Here is a 23,141-nt window from a genome sequence, read left to right on the forward strand (position 1 = left end):
GCGGTTTTTAATAAGCATATAAGAATAGGCTAGAAAGTATGATTAGCCGATGCCGACAAGTATTGTCCGCTTGAGGTTCCTTCTTTTTTCAATACACCATCTACGTAGATCTGTACTTTTAATGTAGAAGAGGCATTAGCCCCTGTTGCATTAACAGCTGCGTTTAAAGTAAGAGCTCCAGCCGGAACTGTAATTTCCGGACTTGACCATGAAGTTCCGTTAAGGCTTGTGGCAGTAGTTGCATTCGCATCATACCCATACACCGCTATACTGATATTACTTCCGGAAGATGCTTCCGCTTTAAAAACTACTTTGTGTGTTCCATTAGATCCTGCAACATTGTTGTCATCGTCATCATCTTTGCTGCATGAGAACGTTATTCCCAATAACATAGCCATTGCAAACACATAAAAAGTCCCTTTCAATAGTTGGCTTAATTGCATTTTTTTCATAATCTTTTTTGTTAAAATTTTACTGATATTAATTAATTCTATGATTCAATAGATTTGGTAGCTGCAAAGCTATTGCTGTAGGCAAATAGTATCAATCCTGAAAATTGAGTATTTATTTTTACCTAATTCCAGGTATTTTTTAATATTAAAATTTTTAATTAAATTGGACGTTTTAATTAAAATCACCAATCACCTTCTGAACTGATCACCATGAAGCCATTACTTATTGTAGTAAGTATTTTACTGTCCTTAATTTTACGATCCCAACAAATTATTCCGCTTAATGAAAAACCTTATTTAGACAGCCTTAAGAATGTTGCTAACGGCAAAACGGGGAATGAGTCCAGGGCCAACGCCTATTATCTTTTATCGAATTATTATCGGAATACCGATTCTATTGTAAGCAAAAAGTATCTGATGGCTGGAAAAATATTGGGCAAAAACAATTCTTTTCTTACTGCCAAACACTCTTATTATGAGGGACAGTATTATCTGGATAAAAACAAAGAAAAAGCCGCTTTATCCTATCAGCAGAGCATTAAAGCACTATCAAAATTCAAAACTGAAGAGTCGGATTTTTTACAATCTTTAGCCTGGTATAATTACGGTGTCAGTCAAAAAAACAAACAGGGATATCCTTTCTTAGTTAAAATAATACTTGAAAAGAGTATTCCATTAGTAAAAAAATATGAGAACAGCAGGAATTTAGGTTTTCTGTATACTCAATTCGGAATCATCCTTACCTATAATGCCGAGTTTGAAAAAGCACAGCATTACAACGAAAAAGCGATTGCTATTCTTGAGAAAAATGCACCCAATTCTTCCGAACTGTTTTTTGCCTACTTCAATACGGCCAGCAATTTCTGTTATCAGAAAAAAGGTGATGAAGCCAAAAAATTCATGGATAAGGCTGAAAGATTGATCAAACCTTATCCTGAATCTTCCGCCAATGCATTCTACTATTACGGTAGAACTTTATACTTTATTACTAAGCAGATGAACGTCGAAGCACTGCCAATGATTGAAAAAGGATTGGTTTACGCCAATGCATCCAGACAAAATCTCCTTGTTCAAATGTTTTATTTAAATAAATATGATATTTTGAGAAAACTAAAAAAATATCCTGAAGCTAAAAGCATACTGGAAAATATTCTGGTAGAAAAAACACTAATTATTGATGCCAACAACAGAAAGGCAATTTATAAGCAGCTTGCCAGCCTTAATGAAGAAATGGGGAATCCATCACAGGCTTTGGACTGGGAACGAAAATATTCAGCGCTTAATGACAGTTTGCAGACTGAAAATGTAAAGCTTGAAATCAATCAACTGGAGACTAAATTCAATACGCTGGAAAAGGAAAGAAAAATAATAGCCCTGAATGCCGAAAAAAAACAAAAAGAATTTGAAGTCAGCAAAAAGAACTCGTATTTATGGGGATTGAGCCTGATTTTATTATTGATTGTAAGTCTTTTAATTTTCCTGATGCTGATCTACCGAAAAAATAAAAAGCTTTCTGAACAAAAGGAAATTAACTTTCAACAGAAGATAAAAGACAGCAAGCAAAGAGAAGAACTGACCCTCACAAAAGCTATTCTGGAAAGTGAAGAACGGGAAAGGGAACGTATTGCAAGAGATCTGCACGACGGTTTAGGCGGTATGCTGGCAGGCGTAAAAATTAATTTTTCAGTCTGGTCCTCCAACCATGTGGATGCTTCAAAAGACAAGGATTTTAATAAAATTTTAGGACAGCTGGACCGTTCTGTCAGCGAACTCCGGCATGTAGCAAGGAATCTGATGCCTGAATCGCTTCTTACATTTGGTTTGGAAACCGCTTTGGATGATTTATGTGAATTTTACATCAGAAAAGATCTGGATATTAATTTCCAGCTTCTTAATATCAAAAAAAACAGTCCCCTGGCTGTACAGCTTAATATTTACAGAATTATACAGGAATTACTAGCTAATGCAGTAAAACATGCCCAAGCTACCAATATTCTGCTACAGTGCTCACAATCTGGAGATCAATTTTTCATTACGATTGAAGATAATGGAAAAGGGTTTGAAAAAGATGTTGAAAATTCTACGAAAAGTATGGGACTTCGCAATCTTAAAAACAGGGTTCAGTATTTAAAAGGAAAAATGGAAATCAGCTCAGACAGCCAGGGAACAACTATTAATATAGAACTTACTATTCATGGAGAATGACATCATCAACATTGTGATTGTAGACGACCACCCTATCGTGATCGAAGGATTGAAAATGATGCTGAAGAACCAGCCTTTTCTCAGGGTTTCCGGAAGTTTTACATCAGGTTCAGCAATCGTGGAATATCTCCGTTCCCATGAAGCCGATATTGTTCTTCTGGATATTACATTGCCTGATACCAGCGGAATAGAGATATGCAAAGAGATTAAAAAAATGTCAGTGGATACTTCTGTCATCATGTTCAGTAACCGTTCTGAACGCAGTATCATCATGCAGTGTATTCAAAACGGTGCCAGCGGATATCTTCTTAAAAATACATCCATTGATGAATTGACAGAATGTATAAAAGGTGCACTTTCAGGAAATATTGTATTCTGCAACGAAACCAAGCAGATTATCAGTAAACCCTCTCAAAACCACCTGACGATTCCAAGGCTTACGAAAAGAGAAAAACAGATTCTACAGCTCGTTGCTCAGGGAAAAACCAGTATGATGATTGCAGATGAATTATTCCTCAGTCCTCTGACGGTAGATACTCATAGGAAAAATCTTATTCAGAAATTTCAGGCAAAAAACTCTACAGAGCTTATTCATCTGGCAGTTCAGTACCATATGATTGAAATATAAACACAAAAAGACCGCTTTAAAAGCGGTCTTTTTTTATGTAGTGAATGTAACTTATAATTCTAAGAAGCTATAATCAATTGAAGCTACCATTGGACCAGCTCCTTTCTTCTTGTCAGTCTTTGCAATTTCTCCGTCTATATAAAGGTTAATTACCAATTCTGAATCTGCACTTGGAAGTACTGCATTGGCATCCAGATTTAGCTGTGCCTGACTTGAGTTCACAAAAAACTCATCACTTGTCCATGTAGTTCCTACCGGATCAAATATGGTATTCTGAGAAGTTCCCACTTGCGTTACTACTGTTTTAATAACCCCTCCTGTCGTTGTTTTTACTTCAAACTTAACCACATGGTCTTTGAATTCTTCATCGTCATCTTTTTTACAAGAATTAACAACAGAAATCACAGAAAATAGTAAGGCGAATAAAAAAGAAAGTCTAAGTAAACTTTTTGATTTGTAAAATTGCTTCATTTCTCCAAATAGATTTTTTAATGTTCCAAATATAGGTTTTTTATTAATATAAAAATAACTTTTATGAAAAATTTCCAACAAAAATTTACAAACAATATCAAATCAATAAAAAACACAAATTCTGTTTTTATTCCTGCATACTGACGTTGAATAGCCCAAATTCGTATCCTTAATTATAGAGAAAAAAAACAGGTGCTAAAATGGTATTTTCAACATGGATTATTAAGAGTGCAAGATTTCAACATGAGCTTTTATTATTTATATTTGCTGTATGAATTTAGATTATATAGTAAGAGAACCGGAGACTATCAGTTCCACTACCCCTATACTTTTTATGCTTCATGGTTATGGAAGCAATGAACAGGATCTTTTCAGCTTTAGAGAAACGCTTCCCGCCGACTGGATTATCGTGAGTTTCAGGGCTCCCAGAGCTACTCAGTTTGAAGGATATTCATGGTTTGATATCGATTTCAACAATCCTGAAAATTTCATTGATGTCAGCCAGGCAAAGGAATCGCTGAACAGCATTCTTGAAAATATTTTAAAAATCATCAACCATTACGGGCTTACGGACAGCAAAACTCATTTATGCGGTTTCAGCCAGGGAGGAATGTTATGTTATGCCCTTGCGCTTAAATATCCTGAATTATTCAATTATGTAGCCTGTTTAAGCAGCTATCCTGAAGAAAAACTACTGGATAGTATTGTAAAAGATAAAAAGAAACTGGAAAAACTGCGCTTTTTTGTGTCTCACGGTACAGATGACGCTGTAATCCCTATGGAATGGGGAAGAAAGGCTGCAGATCTGCTTTATGACCTAAGCTGCTATTTCACGTTCAGGGAATACATGAGCGGACATGGCGTGAATCAGAAAAATTATATGGATCTGATGGAGTTCTTCTCAAAGTAAATCGGAACAAATTTTACGAAAATCACGGTAATTAATTTGATTTCAAGCATTATGTATACGGATTCGCGTATTTGATGATGTTTTTCATGGAATATGCGAAATAAATCGCTATATTCAGTAGATGAAATTCAAGGTTTTTTTATTGGCATTTTTGATAAGCATTGTAATGAATGCTCAAAATATTTTTGAAATCAAAGATGCCAAAAAAGTGATCATTCCTTTTAAACTTATTAATAATCTGATTTTCATTCCTATCACCATCAATGGTGCTGAACTGACCTTTCTTCTGGATACCGGAGCATCGGAAACCTTGCTTTTCAGCTTAGACAATAAAGAAATCAAACTCGGAAATATTGAAAAAATAAAATTTTCCGGATTGGGAGGAGACGTAAGCTTTGACGGCTATAAATCGGTAAGAAATGTAGCCCGGATCGGTGATCATATGATCAACACTTCTCTTTCTGCCTATATTATCCTGGATCAGGAATTCAATATCTCTTCACATGTAGGAATTCCTGTAAACGGGGTTATCGGATATCATTTTTTCAAAAATCATCCTGTCCTCATCGATTATACGGCAAAAAAAATAACAGTGTATGAGGATTTTGAACTGTTTAAAAAAAAGGTTAAAAGATTTGAAGAAATTCCTTTAACGATTGAAAAAAGCAAACCCTATCTTTACGCCGGAATAGAGATGACCAATGAAAAGAAAAGTTCAAAATTACTGGTTGATCTTGGAAACAGCGACCCAATCTGGCTTTTCCCTGCTTTAATTAAAGATTTCGTGTACAACCGTCCCAATATTGATGATTTTCTGGGCCGCGGATTCAATGGAGATATTTACGGGAAAAGAAGCAGGATCCACAATTTTTATCTGGGCAGTTTCAAATTTGAAAAACCGCTTACCGCAATGCCTGATGAGTTTTCTATCCAGCATGTGAACCTGGTGGAAGACAGGAAAGGTTCTGTAGGAGGTGAAATTATAAGACGTTTCACAACAGTTTTTGATTATACTCACGAAAAGCTTTATTTGAAAAGAAATAAAAACTTTAATGATTCGTTTCATTTTAATATGAGTGGTCTGGATTTCCAGCAGGATGGCCTGCAGTGGGAACAGGATGTGGTAAGAATAGAAACAAGCCAGATTCCCGGAACATCCAATGATCTGATGAACAGCAATAACAAAAACAGTCTTCAGTATAAATTTGTCCTTAAACCTGTATTTTCTATTTCAGGAGTAAGAAAAGATTCTCCCGCAGATAAGTCCGGTTTTAAAAAAGGTGATCAGATCCTAACCATCAACGGAAATAAAACTTCTGATATGACGTTGGAAAAAATCATTGAACTGATGAAGTCTGATGAAGGAAGAAATATAACGATGGTTATTCAACGAAAAACTGAAAAACTAACGCTAAGCTTTGCATTAGAAGATCCTATTCCCTATCAAGAATAACATATGAAAACAGAAGAAACTACTTTAGATAAGATAAGGACCCGTCCAAGATTCAAAATGCTTACGCATCTGACTAAGGAAGAGTATGCCGAAAATTTAAAGAAATACCTTGCTGCACACAAAGATGAATTTGCAGGCAATATCAATAAAGAAATCGCTACGATCTGGGTAGAAACGCCTTATGACAATTATTCGAAACCCAGATTGTCTTTACGCATAGAAATTGAGGATGAACATACGACGATACGGGGTGTATTTGGTCCCAGTTCTGCCGTCTGGACGTTTTTCATGTTCCTGTATTTTTCTTTTTCTATTTTCTGGATGGTTTTTTTCACAATGTACTACGTGGAAAAACAAATAAAAAGCGCCGAGTTCCCGTGGGCTCTCAACGCTTCTTTTGTGATGTTATTTTGTATTCTCCTCACGTATATCGCCGCAAGATTCGGGCAACATAAAGGAAAAGAGGAAATGCTTAAATTAAGGAGATTCGCTGAGGAATCTACCCTGCAGTTTGAAAAGAAAATTAATTAGCAGGAAGTTCTTCATTTTGCACAGGTGCAGCACTTGCTTTTGCTGTTTTAATGGAATCTGCCACTTTTTCTCTGTTATCCTGTTCTTTGATCATTTTGTCGATATTCGGCTGCAGAAGCTTCGTCATTTCTTCAACAGAGATATTATTGGCATTGGGATCATCTAACAGTTTTTTCCACGGCTTTCTCCCCCCCCATTTATAATCTCCAAAGACCATTACCGGAGTTCCTTTTGCTTTTGTGGTAGCTCCACCAGGATTCAGGATCCAGGTATCTGCATAAGAATACAGCCATTGCGCATCTTTCATCAGCAACCTTAAACATGAATGTGAGGCCGGGTAACCGGGCAGATCATACTGGTGCCAGCCAATTCCTCCTATATTGTGGATATTAAAGTTATAAGGAAGTTTCCATTCGGTACTTACGGTAGAGATAGACAATTTCTTTTTCCAGTTGGCGAACGTAAGACCTCTCGTTGTCTGAGCCGCTTTTTTACCCATACTGGTAGGTCCCCATTTCACAAGACTTCCGTTAGAATATACTCCGTACGCCTGAATTGGATAGGAAAAAATCACAAACTTCTTCACGCCACTCAATATATCAAGCTGCATGGGAAAAGGAGAATATTCCATCAATGTGGTATCTATTTTGGCAGGAACCACTAATGTATCAGCATTCCATTTATTCTTTGAATCCAATCTGTTTAAAGCCAGAATTGCATAACGTTCGCGTTCATTATATTTTTTACTGAATTCTGCATATACAGAATCCCGCATTTTTTTATCTTTCGGTAAAATAAAAGCATTATAGAAGCCATTTTCCTGCATGGCCGGCGGAACAGATTCTTTTTGTACAACTGAATCTTTTTTTACTGAATCTTTTTCAGCAACCGGAGCTTCTGATGAAGAAGTAGTATCTTTAAATGTATCGCTTACTTTTTCAATTTCTTTCTTACATGAAACCATGAATAATGCAAGCACGCAGGTATACAAAAATGATTTTTTAACAACTATGTTTTTCATAAATAGAATAGGCCGTTTAGTTTCGCTATCCACTACAAATATCAGACCTAAAATTGAATCATCAAAACTATTGTTACAAATACCGTAAAAACCCGGATACTCCCATCCCAAGCCTATCAGGCGCTTTTTCCATCGTCTTTATAAAAAATCAGGAGTAAAGACGACAAAAATGTAAGATTTCAGTGGTATCTTTTTATAGTAATTTATTTGTTTTTGCATAGGCAAGCGCCTCTGCAATATTGTTGGTACCAATTCTTTCAAAGAGTTTTTTTCGGTGGAATTTTACCGTATCTGAAGTAATAAACAATTTTCCGGCAATTTCATTAATCGTTAATCCGCTGGCATACAAGCTCAGGATTTCATATTCTCTTTGTGAAAGCTTTATTTTTTCTTCCTGCTCCCATTTCTGGACAACAAGATCATATCTCCAGATCTCATCAGAACCGTCTTTACTTATCAACATATTTCCTGCTGTACTGCCGTTAGACAACGAGACAATGCACATGGCCATCCATATTTTTCCGTCCTTGGTAAGGAATACCGGAGTAAGCTTATGATTAATCAATACAGCATTCTTTTTCTCATTAATGATGTGAAAATCATATGAAATACTATACTGCTTTCTTTCTTCAACGGGCAGTTTTTCATAAAATTCAAAACCTTCTTCGTTAATTTTAATCAGCATTTCCAGATCTTCTGGTTTCACAAACTGGAAGTAAAATCCATAGCCAAGTTCCTTTACCTCTTCAGCTGATTTTCCGCAAAGAAATAAAGGATTATCGGATACGTATTCAAAAGATTTTTTCTGATAATCTATAATGTATATGCTCTGATAGGTTATTCTTGAAAATGCTTTGACGATTTCCAAATAATCATTGGTTTGTCCAAAATCAATTTCCGCGTTGCTGCTGACTTCATTTTTATCGTTAAAGAATCTTTTTATTTCTTCCATAGATCTATCAAAAAAGAGACTACCCTAAAGTGTAGTTTTAATTGCTGTACGGCAAATCTACACAAAAGTGTAGCGCTTTCCAATAGGGACGATTATACCTTTACAAAAAAATAAACAAGATTAATCTACATCACTTATAACCATGAAAACTCCTTATTTTTATCCCTTAACATTCCTCTTCGGAGTACTGATTCTTATTTTATACTCCTTTTCATTAGAAAGAGGAAGACATATGTACCGTAATCAATGGATGATCCCAGCTCAAAAGAATTTGACCGTGAAAAATTCATCAAAAGAAAATCTGAACGTAGTCCTTTACAATCCTTCCATGACAGATGTTCTACAGTACATAGCCCTTAACGATGAAATAAAAGAGATTCCTAAGAATGATTCAGTGGTGACCAAGATCAATTTTAAAAATAAATTGCAGGTTGTTAACAATTCTGATCATGAAACTCTTTTCAAATTGAAAATTTTAAATAACAGCGGTCGAATTAAAGCAGCGGTAAGCAATACTATCGCTAAAAAATAGAGTTCAAAAATAAAACACAGATTGAAACTCCATATCAGTACTTTGATTATCGTTATTACTATCCGCCAGGATAGTAATTTTTTTATGTCCGATTTGTAAGCTTGTTTCTTTTGAGTGAATCCGGAAAAAGAACTTTTCAGAAATTTATTTCATTACAGCAAACCCTCCAACTGCTGGAAAACAGGAAGCAATGCTTTTCCTTTTTCAGTAAGATAATATTCTATATGCAGGGGTTTTTGCTTAATAACAACCTTCTCTAATAAATCGGTTTCCTGCATTTCTTTTAATGCAATTGATAATGATTGTTTATTAGAACCCTCTATTTCCCGTAACAAACTGCTGAATCGCAGGTTAGATTTAGCTGCAAGGCAGAATATTTCAGGTTTTAATTTTCCGGAGAGTAATCTTAAAAGCTTTTGGGCAGGGCAAATTTCCGTAGTATCGGCTACAGTTTTAGCAGTCACATTTTTCTGACTCATTGTGTGTTTTTTTTTAACCTTGTATTTTTGCAAAAATAACCATTATTAATAAATATAATCTCACACTATATTTATTAAAAAAACACAAAAAAACTTAATAACCATCCTCTATAAAAAAAACACCTTTTATTGTATTTTCTAATTTACACTGATTGCAAGCCTGCAATACTGTGAGATTTGATTATCAATTATTCTTAAACATACATACTAACTAACAAAAAACATGCGTATGAAAAAAAAACCTTTATTATCGACTTTGATGGTAATATGCTCTATTACCTCAGTCTATGCTTCATCACGAGGTGATACGAGCCTGCGGCTCTATCATGATCGTCCTATATTGGAAAGCGTTATTCCGGTAACGACTTACACCTTTGATCTGGATCCCCTTATCGTGATTTCACAAAACGTGAATGAAAAAGGAGCGGTTGTAATGAGCGGCCAGCTCGTAAAACCTGTTACAGACAGTGACATTCTCATTTCTGTAAAGTATCAGAATACCCAGGGAGAATGGATCACCGCCTGGTGTAAAACTTTATACTCTTCCAGTCAGTATAATGAAAATCTTAATGCTACTTTTGAGCTTCCGGCATCACTTCAGAGTCCATACAATCTCAAAGTACAACTAAGTTCGGATTCAAATAATTTCTCCAATGTCACATGGAATAAAACTGTAACGCATTACAAGTTTGGAGATTATTCGGCAGGCAACTGTGAACTGGATGAGAATGAGTATACTATTTTATTTACGCCTAAAAAAAGCGGTACCGTTTTATATAATACAGATGGAAGTGTTTCAGGAGTAAGAGACAGGGTAAAATCACAGCATTTGTATAAGAAACTGGATGATATTGTTTTATCAGTCAATGCAAACGGTACATTGGATAACACGAATGCCAATGCACCTGTGATCAACATTGAAAATCCTAATAATCTCGGTACGATTGTCAGTTCACAGAAATATATCTATCAGGGTAGCGATACGAGCCCTTTTGAATTTTCTTATCATGACCCTGTTTATGTGTTTGCGGGTAAGTTTTCAAGTTCTGGTTTCTTTATTAACTTCAGTAACTGGTTTTTACCTCCTGAAGAGGGCGGAGAACCCTGGGGCAGAGGATATTTAGATTTTACAAATCCTAATGCTTTAGTTAACAGGTATTACAACCTTTACAATTACATCAACGAAAAACTGACCGACATCATTGCGGATCAGGAACCTGTAGTAATTGTTGTAAGCAAAATAACAGGTTTCAGAGTATACAAATCTACCGGCCAATATATTACTGTCAATGCATTAAGCAATTATAATACAGTAAATGATTTCGGTTACCCTCCTTTGTATGAAAAACAGAGAGGACCCGGATCTGAAAATTTCTCATTGAGTAATACTTCTAAAGCTTCATTATATGGAATAGGAGCCATCAGAAACAGAAAGGTGCAGGCTGACTGGAACGGTCCGATGAGACCGCTTCTGGAAGTAGAAGCTGAGATCAAAAAATTTATAAAGTACGTAGGTGTTTTTGGAAATTCAACAGCATATGATTCAACAGATTGTTCAAGCGGATGCGTTGCGATTAATGCCGGAGCACAGCCTGATGATACCGTAAAAGACTGGACTAAAGCTCCTAACTCTTATATTTTCACAGGAAAAGATAAAAATGGCAATAATGTAGACGGATTATATATTCCCGTAAAAAAAGCATACGAAATGTGGAAAAACGGAAGTTATATGAAAGGCCAGGATCTGCCTGCCGGAGCCATCACTGCTGATGTATTATGGGAAGATAATATGGGACTGATAAAATCTAAAGAAAATTACACTTTAGATATTATAGGGACTGATGCCAATGCAGAAATAAAAGTACCTGTAAATAAAGTAAAAGAAGGAAATGCCGTCATAGCTTATAAAGTAAACGGCGTGGTTTTCTGGTCTTGGCATGTATGGGTGACTGATGATCCCACCAACGGTTCCACGTATAAAAGTTATGATGATGTAAAAAGAGAATTAAGTAACGGTACCGTAGAAACTATTCCTAATTCTGAATGGGGATGGATGGATAGAAATCTTGGTGCTTTAGGGGGATCTCTTAACGGCGATGGCTGGAATAGAAGCGGTGGTCTTATGTATCAGTGGGGCAGAAAAGATCCTTTTCCTTCGTTAACCACTAATGACGACAACTATTATCAGGTAACCGGAAGTATGGGGAAAATTATATATAATGAGGCAATACCAAGGCTACAACAATTCGCAAACACTCCATTTAGTGATTATAAAAACTTTTATGATTTAAGACTTTATACCAATAAATCCACAGCCAATATAACAGACAATATCAGAGCATCGGTAAAAAATCCTTTAAGTTTAATCTATGTAAATGATGATGGTACTTCTACCCCTTCCACATATGGTACTGCTAGTGGTCTTCCGTACTATTACAATTGGTTTGGGCAAGTACCAGGACTGCAAACCGGCGAATTAAGTAAAGTTAATTTATGGTCAGATAATTCCAAAGGAATAGAAGCAACAGATATTGCAGTTCCACAACCATATAGAAATAAATCTTCTTATGATCCATGCCCTAACGGATGGAGACTACCTTCAGTTTTAGTGGCATCGGCAACAAAAAATGTAAGGATGGATTTTACCCCTTTCGGCCCTAAAGTAAATAGCCCACTTTCAGCTTTGAATGGAACTCAACCAGACGGTTCAATTTCAAATATTCGTCCGGGATTATCAAATCTGAAACCCTATCTTGCAGGTATAAAAGTATATCCTCAGGTTGGTTTTGATATGACTAATGTAGGAGGTAATAACATCGGTATATTTCCGGGAACGGGTTGGATAGGAAGAGGAAAAAGTGGAGATGGAAGATATCATACTAAGGCAGCATTTACAGACCAGCTTGAAACGTATTTATGGACTGCAACGATGACTACCTTTGGAGGTTATTCATCAGTAGCCAGTGCATTAAGATTAATTCCGTCTTCAGATCAGATCGTAAATGGATATCAACCGGACGCAACTAATTACCCTAATGTATATGGTTTGTATAGTTATAAACCTGCCGATGATTACCCGACTAATAACGCACATGCGTGCAGATGTATTAAAGACCCATTATTTACAAAAAATAATTACGATTTCGAAACTAAATTTTTTAGTGAAATTGAAACTTACAAAACGGGATTAGATAACCCTAACAGCTATGTGGTTACACAATCTACTACAGATCAGATAATTTCAATACCGGTGAGTAAAGCTTTTTCTGTACAAAGTAATTATTTAGGGAATACTCAGATTTTAAACGCTGCAAGTTTTAATGATTTAAAAGCGAATGTACTCTGGACCGATAATAATGGTTTGATCACTCAATTAACCATAGATAATCCGTCTTCTAAAGATGCTAATATCAATGTGAAGGTAAATGCTGGCAAAGCCGGAAATGCTATAGTTACCCTTCACAATGGCTCAATAAATAACCCTGTGTACTGGAGCTGGCATGTTTGGGTAACTAATACTCCAACTAGTTCTCTTACCTATGTAAATGATGCGCCTATTACTACTGATAATTACATGAATTATACGCAATATGGAACTATAATGAAAACAACCATTATGGATAGAAATTTAGGAGCAATTGATGCTACACCAAGTTATTACGATCCAACTGTAGCAGCACAGGTGAACCAACTTAACAATTCACAAGGGTTACATTACCAATGGGGAAGAAAGGACCCTTTACCTATATTCACTAATATAAGTGGTTCTACATATAATGTGTTTTTAGGCAGTACTGCAAATAATGGTGCTGTAACGTATTCTACCCTAACGGGAACTACTTATAATTCGACCAATATAGTGAATTATGACACCTATAAAAGCAGCATTAATGCAGCAGATAAAATAGATGTGAGAATAGAAAAAATATTGCGATATTCTGCAGCAAACCCTCTGAAATTTATGATGCCAACCACTATATATCCAAATCGTGGAGCTAATTATCCTCATTACAATCTTGCTTCAGATTGGTTGTTTGATACTAAATACCATAATCTATATGATGAAAGATGGGGCTTTGGCGGTAAAAAATCAGTATTTGATCCTTGCCCGACTGGTTGGAGAATCCCGGAGGTTCTTGGTAAAGGCACAACAAAAACTTCTCCTTGGAGTTTTAAAAGTTACCCTGAAGCTCTCACAGCTGTTAATAATACTGAAGCTGGTTATTATGGAGCTCCTTTTTATAGTGTAATTTGGAGTCCAACCCAAAGCATTTATGGTAAAACAGTAGGATATGCATTTAATAACAGTTTATACAATATAGGGAATTATCCTAAAAGTTTAAGCAGAGCTAGTAGAAGTGTGATGTATCCGCCTTCATCGACATTAAACGCAAATATTGGTCAAACAGGAGGAATCTGGTATGCTAACTTAAACGGTGAAATGACAGGAAGAGGTACTTATATGTATTTTGATACTTTTGGTAGAATTAATGTAAAAAATACAGATGTAGACCCTTATGCAGCTATGAGCTGCAGGTGTGTAAAACAGGAAGATAATGGCGTGCCGAGAGGTCCGTTGCCAGGTATTCCTGTAACACAAAATACAGGGGTTCAAGCCAAACAGGCTTTTAGCAAAGCCGTGATAGAAGAAAAAGTAAAAGATGATAAGCTAGTTTTATATCCTAATCCTGTAAAAGATATTCTACATATCGATGCAAAAGATGACAAGGAGTATTACTATCAAATTTACAATATGTCTGGCCAGCTTGTGAAAGAAGGTAAGTTTACTGATAAACAGACAGATATTTCTTCATTATTGATTGGAACGTATCTGATAAGAATTAACAATTCTGAAACGATAGTAAAAATTAATAAACAATAGATTTTAAAAAAATCATCAAATAAATTGCCCCCAAAAGTTAGATACTTTTGGGGGCTTTTTTATGGAGAAATAATTTTTTCGTTTAGCTATTTCTCTGTTTCTTCTTTTGAGTGAACCCATTTCAGTGTTCCATTTTTGCCGAAACGGTAAGTATCCTGCCACCATCTTGCTCCTCCCCTACATCCGGTATTCAAGAGCTTTTTACTCTTATCTATTGACACATCACACAGACACGAACATTGTGATTGGGAATAATCTGGTTCCTTTAACTCTTCAAATCGTTTGACCGCAGGATTATACAGCCATATGGTAAACATTCTGTACACTCCCATTCCGGCATCGGGAATTGAAAATGCTACATCATCGTAGCCATCAAAATTATAATCATCTATGATACTTTGTCTTGCCGCATCAGGATTGTCAATTGAAGGTAAAACGGTTTTAAAATAAGTTCCGTCAGCATATTTAAAGCTGAGATCATCGTTGTAAAAATGATTGAAAGAAATCATCACTCCATTCAGAAAATATTTATTCACACCGTCATATGCGTCCTTTTTATCTTCGGTCATGACCAGTTTAAACTTTTTGCCGTCTTTTTTTCGCTCATAACTCACATCCGAAATCTGGCGAAGTCCTTCCATTAAACGGTAAGTTCCATTCACTTTTCCATCTGCCATTTCATCCCAGACATAAGAGGTAAAATCGGGTTGTCCGTCGCTCCGGCCCGTACTGTCAATTGTCACACTTTTTATTTTTAGAGGAATGATCCCTTTCTGACCTTTATACTGTACAAACGCCCCTTTTCCGGCTCTTCCATAATATATTTGCAGGCTGAATTCCTTAGGTTCCCCAACAGATTTTAAGGTAAATGGCTGCGCTTTGGTAAAAACGGACATCATAACAATATAAATCAGCAGTAATTTTTTCATCATCGACGGATTATTAATCAAATTAATTTCAAGAAATGTTGTACTACAATATTAAAATTAAAAATAGAATAATCACTAAAAAATGGCATAGCTTCAAATATTATATGCTTCGAAAATGACTTTGTGAGTCATAAGATAGCTTCTCTTTTTGAATGTCTGTTAATTATTTAAGTTCTTAATATATTCTGATGGTGTCATTTTGATTCTGTCTTTAAATGCTTTAATAAAAGTAGTCGTACTTTTATAGCCGATTTCTTCAGATATAGCTTGAATAGTATATTTACGGAATGTTGGATTGTGCTGTAATTCTACCAATAAATAATTTATCCGAAGATCATTTACATACTCTGAAAAAGACATTCCCTTACGCTCATTGATTATTTTAGACAAATAAGCTGTATTCGTATCGAGCTGTTTGGCAATCCCCGCAAGTTTAAAATTGTTTGATAAAAATTTTTTCTTTGATTCAAGCATATCCAGATTTTTAAGAATACGATCAACTAACTTATCCTCAATAACTACTGTTAAATTTTCATGCATTTCGAGGGCAACGGATTGAATAGGAACATTACTTTTTTCCTCTATTTTCTTCTGAAATTCTACAAAAATTCTGTTTTTCCTTTTATTATAGTAATATCTTATATAAAAAATAGCCGAGATAAAAATGAATGTTATAAGCACTACCAATAAAAATGTATTCCTCCTGTTTTTTTTTATCATCTCTTCAGAAGCATATTTAATCTCTGATTTTTCATAGGTTCCAAGAAAATTATTTCCGGAATGAGCCTGAATATTTTTTTTATTTATTTCAGCGAGACTTAGTTTGGCAAATTTGTATGCATTCTTATTATCATTACTATTTTCATAGTTTATACTTAACAAATGGTAAATTTTTAATTTATTCTCATACGTGCACTTTACAGGTAATTTTTTATTAAAAATTTTGTTAATATAATAAAAAGCGGAATCAGGTTTTTTAAGAAAAGTATATATTTCAGCCTTTCCCAGCCAAACCGTTTCCCGGGAGAAATTTTTATCCATTAATACTGAATCTTTTTCACATATATTATAGAGCAATAATGAATTTTTGTATTGTTTTTTCAACAATTCGATATTAGCCTCCCGGCACATAAATAATGCTTTTGAGTATACACAAAAGTCCGGAAGGCTTTTCATTATTCTGTAGGCATTTTCATAATGATGATGGGCAGAATCTAATAGTTTTTCATTACCCGTGTCTTTATACCATTTAATAAACGTATCTCCAATAGTATTATAGGTTGATGCAATTTCTTCATTTTTAAGAAAACCTCTGTATAAGGAATTTTTTGAATCAGAATAGATATCTTTTAAATGCCTGTTGAGCAGTTCAATACTTTTTTTATAATTTCCTAATTCTGCATGTGCGACGGCATAAAAAATGATTTGTTTTTTCTTATAAACTATACTCATTCCCTCTGAGAAAGCATTTAAATATTTCAATCCCTGTGAAATGTCACCTAATCTCTTTTCAATATAAAATAATCTTGTTATGCCAATATGCTTTAATCCCTCATATTGTAATACAGTTAAATTATTTTTACTAATCTCTACCTGATCTAAAGATAACAATACCGCCTTTTTCGCTTCAAGATATTTCCCTTGTTTATATAGCACAGAGGCCGAGTCCAGCTTAATTAATAAGTGATATTGTAAACTGTACTTTGATATTCTTTTAAATTTTAAATTTTCATTAAGCAGCCGTAAATGCACTAAATCCCATTGATTTTTTTTGATCAGACTGTCTATTTTTATGGATTCTTTTTCAGAAAATGAGTTTTGAGGAAATATTTTTATAAATAAACATAGGAAGATAATTACTATCTTTTTTGTTGAAATCATTTTGTGTTCTGTGTTTAATTAGCTTTTTGCAAATCTAATATAAATTTACGTCCTGAATACATGTAAATACAAGTGTTATTTACTCTGTAAATTATCTTCAATCTAATAACTTTTATCATCATACATCTCATAAAATAACCCCTGCAATTTGCAGAGGTTATTTTTGTAAAATGTAAATTGAGTTGTAATTACCCTTAGGCTATTCTTTAATCATTTTTACAACCGCTTCAGAATCATTAATTCTGATCAGATAAGCCCCGGAAATTAAAGAAGACACATTCATCTGCTTATTTTCGAATTTACCTGTTTTCACAAGCTGCCCAGACATATTATAAATCTGGTAATAGTAATCTTTATCATCTTTGGCATCTATATACAATATTGTATGTACCGGTATAGGATAAAGTACCAGTTTATCTGTAATTACTTTTTGTTCAATTTCTTTTTTCATAAAAGTATTTACAGCCTGTTTGCCTGTGTTTTGTGTTACAGGAAGAGCCTGTATAGCACCCTGTTCTTCATTACCATCATATCTTACTTTTACACAACGGCAATTCATTCCAAAATAGGGATCTGCCCAATCGTTATGAGGAATTAAAATATTATCTGCTCTGCTGATCAGCATATTATTGGCCCGTCCATAATAGTTTGAATTTAAAGAAGCCGTCCAGATACCTGCCAATGCTGATTGGAGTTTGGTGTAATCCGGAGTTCCTCCTTCATTCGCATTTTTAAGGATATCTCTATACCCTCTGATTCCGATAAAAGGATAATTTCCAATTTTATAAGTGCTATTATTAAACTGGTAGCCCAGCCCGTTTCCAACACGAGCTCCTCCATACACACTAACGTTTTGAGCCTCCATTTCATTTACATCTTTTTTACCCCATGGAAAATTACTGAATTGGACACTAGATGATACAGAAGCTACATCAGGGATTCTCCATCCAGCCGGACATGGATCGAACGGTGACTTTTTATCGGCTCTTCCCCATCGGTCTGCTCCTATGTTGGTTTCGTTGGATAACCAGTCTGACCCGTTAGTGTAGTTTTTATTATTATTAAAGATCGGGGCAAAATTACTTGGGACCATAAATACCAAAGGATTTTTAACGGAGTAAGAAAGCACCTTACTTACTTTTGTACTGATCTTGTCTGTTGCTGCTAGGTTAGCATTGGATGTATTCGTATACGTATTATAAGGAATGATGTAATTTCCACTCGCATTGTTATAAGTACCACTGTTAAGAACAGAATAACTTATACTGCCGTCTGCATTCACGTTTCCTAAATAGATATCATATGCCGTTCCATCAGGGCTTACAAACGGAGGAATAGGATCTTTTCTTCCCCACTGATACTGCATTCCTCCTGATAATTTAATTTTCTTTAATTCTTCCGTGTCTGGTGAAGATGGAGTGACAACTGTCGGGAAAGCCTCTTCTGCTCCCAGGTTACGGTCCATAAACTCTGTCTGTAATACAGTTCCTTTTTTGACATAATTAACATAATTAACAGCTGCTGCTATAGGCTGATCAGTTGTATAAGGATCAATAGTAGCTATAGGCGACTTCGTCACCCAAATATGCCAGCTCCAATATACAGGATTCGTAATACTGCCATTATGTAAGGTCACCACTGCATTTCCAGATTCGTTTGGCTTAATTTTTACGATAAGATTTGTACCGGAAATATCTGCTAATGAAGCTACGTTGCCACTCATTGCAACACTTTGGATCAGATTGGTATTAGTCGTCCATAAAACATTCGCTTTTAAATTATTGAAGTTTTCACTTTTCAAAATATCAGGATTGCCTAATAGCTGACTTTGAGCAGAAAAAGCTTTGCTTACAGGTATCTGCTGCTCTTGTACTCCACTGCTCATCACAAGCTGATAAGTATTCGGATTATATAATCCTTCACTATATTTTGGAGTATCTTCAATAAAATAATCTGATGGTGTTGTTGGAAAATCATACTCGTTTTTAACAAACAAAGGATCTTTGATACATCTGCATGCCAATCCTTCTGAAGTCTGATTTTTCCATAATGGATAGTATTCATATCTCCCCCATACAGTTGGGAAGTTAGTGGCGTCCGGACGGTAATTATTGATATACTGCCCTGCATCAGGTAATAATCTTAAACTTCTTGCTACTGTTGAAGGGGTAACATCATACCATCTGGACATCGTTGCGGTCCAAAGATAAGTTTCATGTCCATCCGTATATTCTGAATTATAAGCGTATACATTACCTGTACCAGGAAAAATACCTAAATTATTTCCTGAAATATTCCTCATATCAAAACCTGTTTGAGGATATATTCTGAAGTTCTGCATATATGCCGGCATATTAGCATTAGACGGCAGTATCGTTTTTGGCATCGTATTATAAGTAGTTCCTGCATTTGGATTGATTCCAAACGGGGAATAATCAATTCTCACATCATCTATATAGCTATAGTTTCCAAGGTTAGCCACCAGCATAGACGGTATTCTCCATCCATTAGGACATGGGTCATAAGATGATTTATTCTTATAAGGTCTTTTTTGAGAATTAAAGTTATAATTCGAAGGGGTAATCTGCCCTTGAGAATTATCCGACCATAAGTTCAGTTCTCCCAACCTTTCTGCTGTAAGTGATGAAGAAGTTCCAAACCAATTATAGGGAAGGTCTAGATTATTGTTATAAAACGCCTGATTACTATCATTATTATTTTGGATATAAATCAAACTCAACGGATTTCTTATAGAGAGCTGAATATTGTTTTTTACGCTGGCATCCTGCAGTTTTACACGTTTTTCCAACTCATCAAGTGAAGTACCGACCCATTGATTGGTTTCATGAGCATCAAAGTGTCTTACTCTTTTCCCGATAGAGCCTGTAACTTCATAAAAATCATCTCCTTTGGCCACTAATGCAGGGAATGGATCTTTTCGCCCCCATTGATACAGAAGACCTCCATTCTTATTCCAGTTGGTTCCTGTCATAGAATTACCAATGGCACCCAGATTTCTGTCCATCCATCCCCAATCTGAATTAGGAATATCTTCCAGAGTCCCATTTTTTAATTGTCTCTGCACAGCTGTATAACTCTTATAAGTTGATCCGTTAGTGGGGTCGTCCGTCACCCAGATATGCCAGGACCAATACGTTTCTCCATTTATTTTATAGGTAACAACCGCATTTCCTTTTTTAGCTTTATTAACAGGTACTTTTATTCTGGCCTCTGTTCCTGTTCCTATTATGTCTAAAGCATAATTCTCCCCAGTTTTTATTAAACCATGAACATCTTCCCAAAGTACATCCGCTGTTACAGTTCCACTCGGAATAGGATTTCCGGCAATAAGATTAGTTGTGCTGTTCCACATCGTGTACGCCTTTTTCACGGGAATATAAATACCGTCTACCTCATTATTATTTTGGTCTTTTCCTGTAAAAATATAAGAGTTAGGAGCTAAAGTCCAATCCCTGCAGTCTACTGAATTTATAACTGCTGATGCAAAAGCTGTACAGCCATTAGCACTCTTTACCATAATGGCATAAGTTCCTGCTGCAAGACCCGTTTTCACATTAGAAGTCTGATAAGTTACTCCTCCATCAAAACTATACTCTACTCCTGAAGCAGGAGAAGCTATAGTAATGCTGCCTGTATTGGTAAGGCATGCAGGCTGTACAATCGTAAATACCGGTGTATTTGGAACAGCAGGAGCCTGGTTGATAGTAACACTTGTTGCATCTGAAACAGCACCTTGTGTATTTTTCACTTTCACCAGATAGGTTCCTGAAGCTAAACCGGAAATCATATTCAAAGATTGAAAACTATTACCATTATCAAAACTATAAGTCACCCCCGTATTTGGAGAGGTAACCGTAATAGATCCGCTCGGAATACTGCATGAAGGCTGTGTAGCAACAGCTGTTGGAGCATCCATTTGGATGGTTTGTATATAATTATTGATTTTTAATGAAGAAACTAAACTACTGCCATAGTCTGCATTCAGTTCCGCATAGTGACTGCCCACGGTAGAAAAAGCTATAGCCGGATTATTTAGTGTGGAGGTGAGTACATTGGTTCCGTCTTCAAAATTCCATAATACTGATGAAGGTGTTCCTTGTGAAAGGTTTGTAAATTGTACATTACTGCCAACAGTGGTAGAAGTTGGGGCAGCAGAGAATTCAGCAAGTGGAGAAAATGTAAAGCCGTAACCAAAGTTTACATTGGCATTCACATCTATTGCTTGTCTTTGCGAACCATTATTGGTATATAATTTTACCTTTATATAGTATTTTCCGGGAGATAAAGGATAATTGATAACTTCAGGGCTTCTGGAGTTAAGCCACCCCTTTGCACCATCACTCATGTATGTTGTCAGGGTAATTTGTGTCTCCGTTTCAGTTCCGTCAGTATTCTTTTTTACTAAATAGGTCCAGTTCCTTACAAAAGATAAAGATCTTAAATTTAAAACTGCTGTAGTAACTCCTGCAGGAATTTCAATTTCTTTACTCTTATACTCATGGTAACCTGTGATGGCATTATTTCCTGTTATCCATCTTGAAATACCCGCTACATCACCTGTAGATGCGGAAGACCATCCTGTAAATGTATAACGTATAACAGGTGTACTTACCACTCCATTGATATCAGCATATGACCAATCAGGATCAGGATCAGGATCAGGATCCTCCATCAGAGAACCATCATTATTTCTGCCGGTGCATAAATCAATAATGTTTCCCGTAGTCACTTTGACTGTTCTTGTTGAAACAGAACTTCCCGAAGCATTGCTTACCGTAAGCTTTGCAGTATAAGTTCCTGCCGCCGCATAGGAGATGCTGGGAGTAGAACTTGTAGAGGTTGCAGGATTTCCTCCTGCAAATTCCCATGAAAATGAGGTGGGATTCCCATCACTTGTACTCGAAAAACTTACGGTATTGGCTCCTGTAGCGGTAGCCGTAAATTTAGATAATGGACTTTGTGCAGTGACAAGCATGGCACAAAATAAGAGAAAAAGTAAAATGTTTTTTTTCATAAGCTGAATTTTTTAGACTGAGATATTTATTTATCCTATCTAAATCTATTTAAATCCTCGTGCGTATAAAATATATTGTTCACCAAATTTATAAAATTGAGGTTTGATTTCTTTTAAAAATAAAGATCCAAAACACTGAATACGAACAATTTAAACTATTAACATATGTCTTAATGATAATCTGGAAAATTGGTCAAGTTGACCAATGATTCTCTAAGTAAATGGTAGAATTATTTATAATGTTGTGTTTAAAATAACGGATCTCTTCATTTGAAAATGAATGCGTACACCAATTATTTGTCAGAAATTTTCTTTTGTAAATACATTAAAATAATCAGTATAATAAGCTTGTACTTATTTTATGCATAACAGTATCAAATATATTTCTACCTTCAATTTCAAAAACTTTTGAGTATGTCTTAGAAAGGTATGTAACGGTTAGTATTTAGACCTTTTACCCGCTTTCCTGAGAGCCATACTACATTATACCGCTAAATTCCATTATAAGGGTTGTACCCTACGTTTGTTTTGATGTCGGATATTTACCGTCTGTGGTAATTCGTAAGTAAACAAGAGCCTTTGCTAGAGAATTAGCTTTAGTTATGTTCAGGTTGTGATTTTTAATGCTCTTTGAATCGGCATAAAACAAAAAATGCTTTAAAACATATGTTTTAAAGCATTTTATATTACTCTGATGGATCAGTTGCGATCCGGACGGGACTCGAACCCGCGACCTCCGCCGTGACAGGGCGGCATTCTAACCAGCTGAACTACCGGATC

The 23,141-nt window shown here is 35.5% G+C and carries 15 protein-coding genes and 1 tRNA gene; 7 read left to right on the plus strand and 9 right to left on the minus strand.

Annotated features, from left to right (window positions below; translation table 11 throughout):
* Positions 1 to 29 precede the first annotated feature (29 nt).
* Complete coding sequence (locus SB679_RS16345; protein WP_410703349.1) at positions 30 to 452, minus strand: hypothetical protein; 423 nt, start codon at positions 450 to 452, stop codon at positions 30 to 32.
* A 210-nt stretch (positions 453 to 662) separates the two neighbouring features.
* Between SB679_RS16345 and SB679_RS16350 the strand changes: the two genes are divergently transcribed.
* Positions 663 to 2,657: an ATP-binding protein gene (locus SB679_RS16350; RefSeq protein WP_410703350.1), complete on the plus strand. Its 1,995-nt coding sequence runs from the start codon at positions 663 to 665 to the stop codon at positions 2,655 to 2,657.
* Positions 2,647 to 3,285 (plus strand): response regulator, encoded by a 639-nt coding sequence (locus SB679_RS16355; protein ID WP_410703351.1) that lies wholly within the window; start codon positions 2,647 to 2,649, stop codon positions 3,283 to 3,285. Before SB679_RS16350 ends, SB679_RS16355 begins: the two co-directional genes overlap by 11 nt.
* A 51-nt stretch (positions 3,286 to 3,336) precedes the next feature.
* Here SB679_RS16355 and SB679_RS16360 read toward each other — a convergent pair whose 3' ends face one another.
* Positions 3,337 to 3,756, minus strand: coding sequence for a hypothetical protein (locus SB679_RS16360; protein ID WP_228384333.1), 420 nt, complete (start codon positions 3,754 to 3,756; stop codon positions 3,337 to 3,339).
* Positions 3,757 to 4,027: 271 nt separating this feature from the next.
* On the opposite strand from SB679_RS16360, the gene SB679_RS16365 reads away from it, so the two are divergent.
* The 3 genes from SB679_RS16365 to SB679_RS16375 all read left to right on the plus strand — a co-directional run bounded on the left by SB679_RS16365 (position 4,028) and on the right by SB679_RS16375 (position 6,650).
* Positions 4,028 to 4,666, plus strand: coding sequence for an alpha/beta hydrolase (locus tag SB679_RS16365; protein ID WP_410703352.1), 639 nt, complete (start codon positions 4,028 to 4,030; stop codon positions 4,664 to 4,666).
* Positions 4,667 to 4,787: 121 nt separating this feature from the next.
* Entirely contained in the window at positions 4,788 to 6,119 is a 1,332-nt protein-coding gene (locus SB679_RS16370; protein ID WP_410703353.1) for a PDZ domain-containing protein, read from the plus strand.
* Between the two features lie 3 nt (positions 6,120 to 6,122).
* Positions 6,123 to 6,650 carry a hypothetical protein gene (locus SB679_RS16375; RefSeq protein WP_034710715.1) on the plus strand — a complete coding sequence of 176 codons (528 nt, stop codon included), beginning with the start codon at positions 6,123 to 6,125 and terminating at the stop codon, positions 6,648 to 6,650.
* On the opposite strand, the gene SB679_RS16380 is transcribed toward SB679_RS16375, so the two are convergent.
* A complete protein-coding gene (locus tag SB679_RS16380) occupies positions 6,643 to 7,671 on the minus strand; it encodes a L,D-transpeptidase (protein WP_410703354.1) in 1,029 nt (342 codons plus the stop codon). The genes SB679_RS16375 and SB679_RS16380 overlap by 8 nt on opposite strands.
* Before the next feature lie 193 nt (positions 7,672 to 7,864).
* Positions 7,865 to 8,623 carry a response regulator transcription factor gene (locus SB679_RS16385; protein WP_410703355.1) on the minus strand — a complete coding sequence of 253 codons (759 nt, stop codon included), beginning with the start codon at positions 8,621 to 8,623 and terminating at the stop codon, positions 7,865 to 7,867.
* 142 nt (positions 8,624 to 8,765) lie between these two features.
* Between SB679_RS16385 and SB679_RS16390 the strand changes: the two genes are divergently transcribed.
* Entirely contained in the window at positions 8,766 to 9,155 is a 390-nt protein-coding gene (locus SB679_RS16390; protein ID WP_410703356.1) for a hypothetical protein, read from the plus strand.
* 152 nt (positions 9,156 to 9,307) lie between these two features.
* On the opposite strand, the gene SB679_RS16395 is transcribed toward SB679_RS16390, so the two are convergent.
* Positions 9,308 to 9,634 carry a winged helix-turn-helix transcriptional regulator gene (locus SB679_RS16395; protein WP_410703357.1) on the minus strand — a complete coding sequence of 109 codons (327 nt, stop codon included), beginning with the start codon at positions 9,632 to 9,634 and terminating at the stop codon, positions 9,308 to 9,310.
* A gap of 229 nt (positions 9,635 to 9,863) precedes the next feature.
* Between SB679_RS16395 and SB679_RS16400 the strand changes: the two genes are divergently transcribed.
* Positions 9,864 to 14,516, plus strand: a complete 4,653-nt coding sequence (locus SB679_RS16400) for a T9SS type A sorting domain-containing protein (protein ID WP_410703358.1) — start codon at positions 9,864 to 9,866, stop codon at positions 14,514 to 14,516.
* A gap of 86 nt (positions 14,517 to 14,602) precedes the next feature.
* Here the strand turns inward: SB679_RS16400 and SB679_RS16405 are convergent, their stop codons facing one another.
* The 4 genes from SB679_RS16405 to SB679_RS16420 all read right to left on the minus strand — a co-directional run bounded on the left by SB679_RS16405 (position 14,603) and on the right by SB679_RS16420 (position 23,141).
* Positions 14,603 to 15,448: an XAC2610-related protein gene (locus tag SB679_RS16405; RefSeq protein ID WP_410703360.1), complete on the minus strand. Its 846-nt coding sequence runs from the start codon at positions 15,446 to 15,448 to the stop codon at positions 14,603 to 14,605.
* A 156-nt stretch (positions 15,449 to 15,604) separates the two neighbouring features.
* Positions 15,605 to 17,326 (minus strand): helix-turn-helix domain-containing protein, encoded by a 1,722-nt coding sequence (locus tag SB679_RS16410; protein ID WP_410703361.1) that lies wholly within the window; start codon positions 17,324 to 17,326, stop codon positions 15,605 to 15,607.
* Positions 17,327 to 17,525: 199 nt separating this feature from the next.
* The gene (locus SB679_RS16415; RefSeq protein ID WP_410703362.1) at positions 17,526 to 22,361 is read right to left on the minus strand and encodes a PKD domain-containing protein; all 4,836 of its coding nucleotides are present in this window, start codon (positions 22,359 to 22,361) and stop codon (positions 17,526 to 17,528) included.
* 706 nt (positions 22,362 to 23,067) lie between these two features.
* Positions 23,068 to 23,141 (minus strand) — tRNA-Asp (locus SB679_RS16420).

The organism is Chryseobacterium sp. SIMBA_029 (assembly GCF_046535275.1).
GTDB lineage: Bacteria > Bacteroidota > Bacteroidia > Flavobacteriales > Weeksellaceae > Chryseobacterium.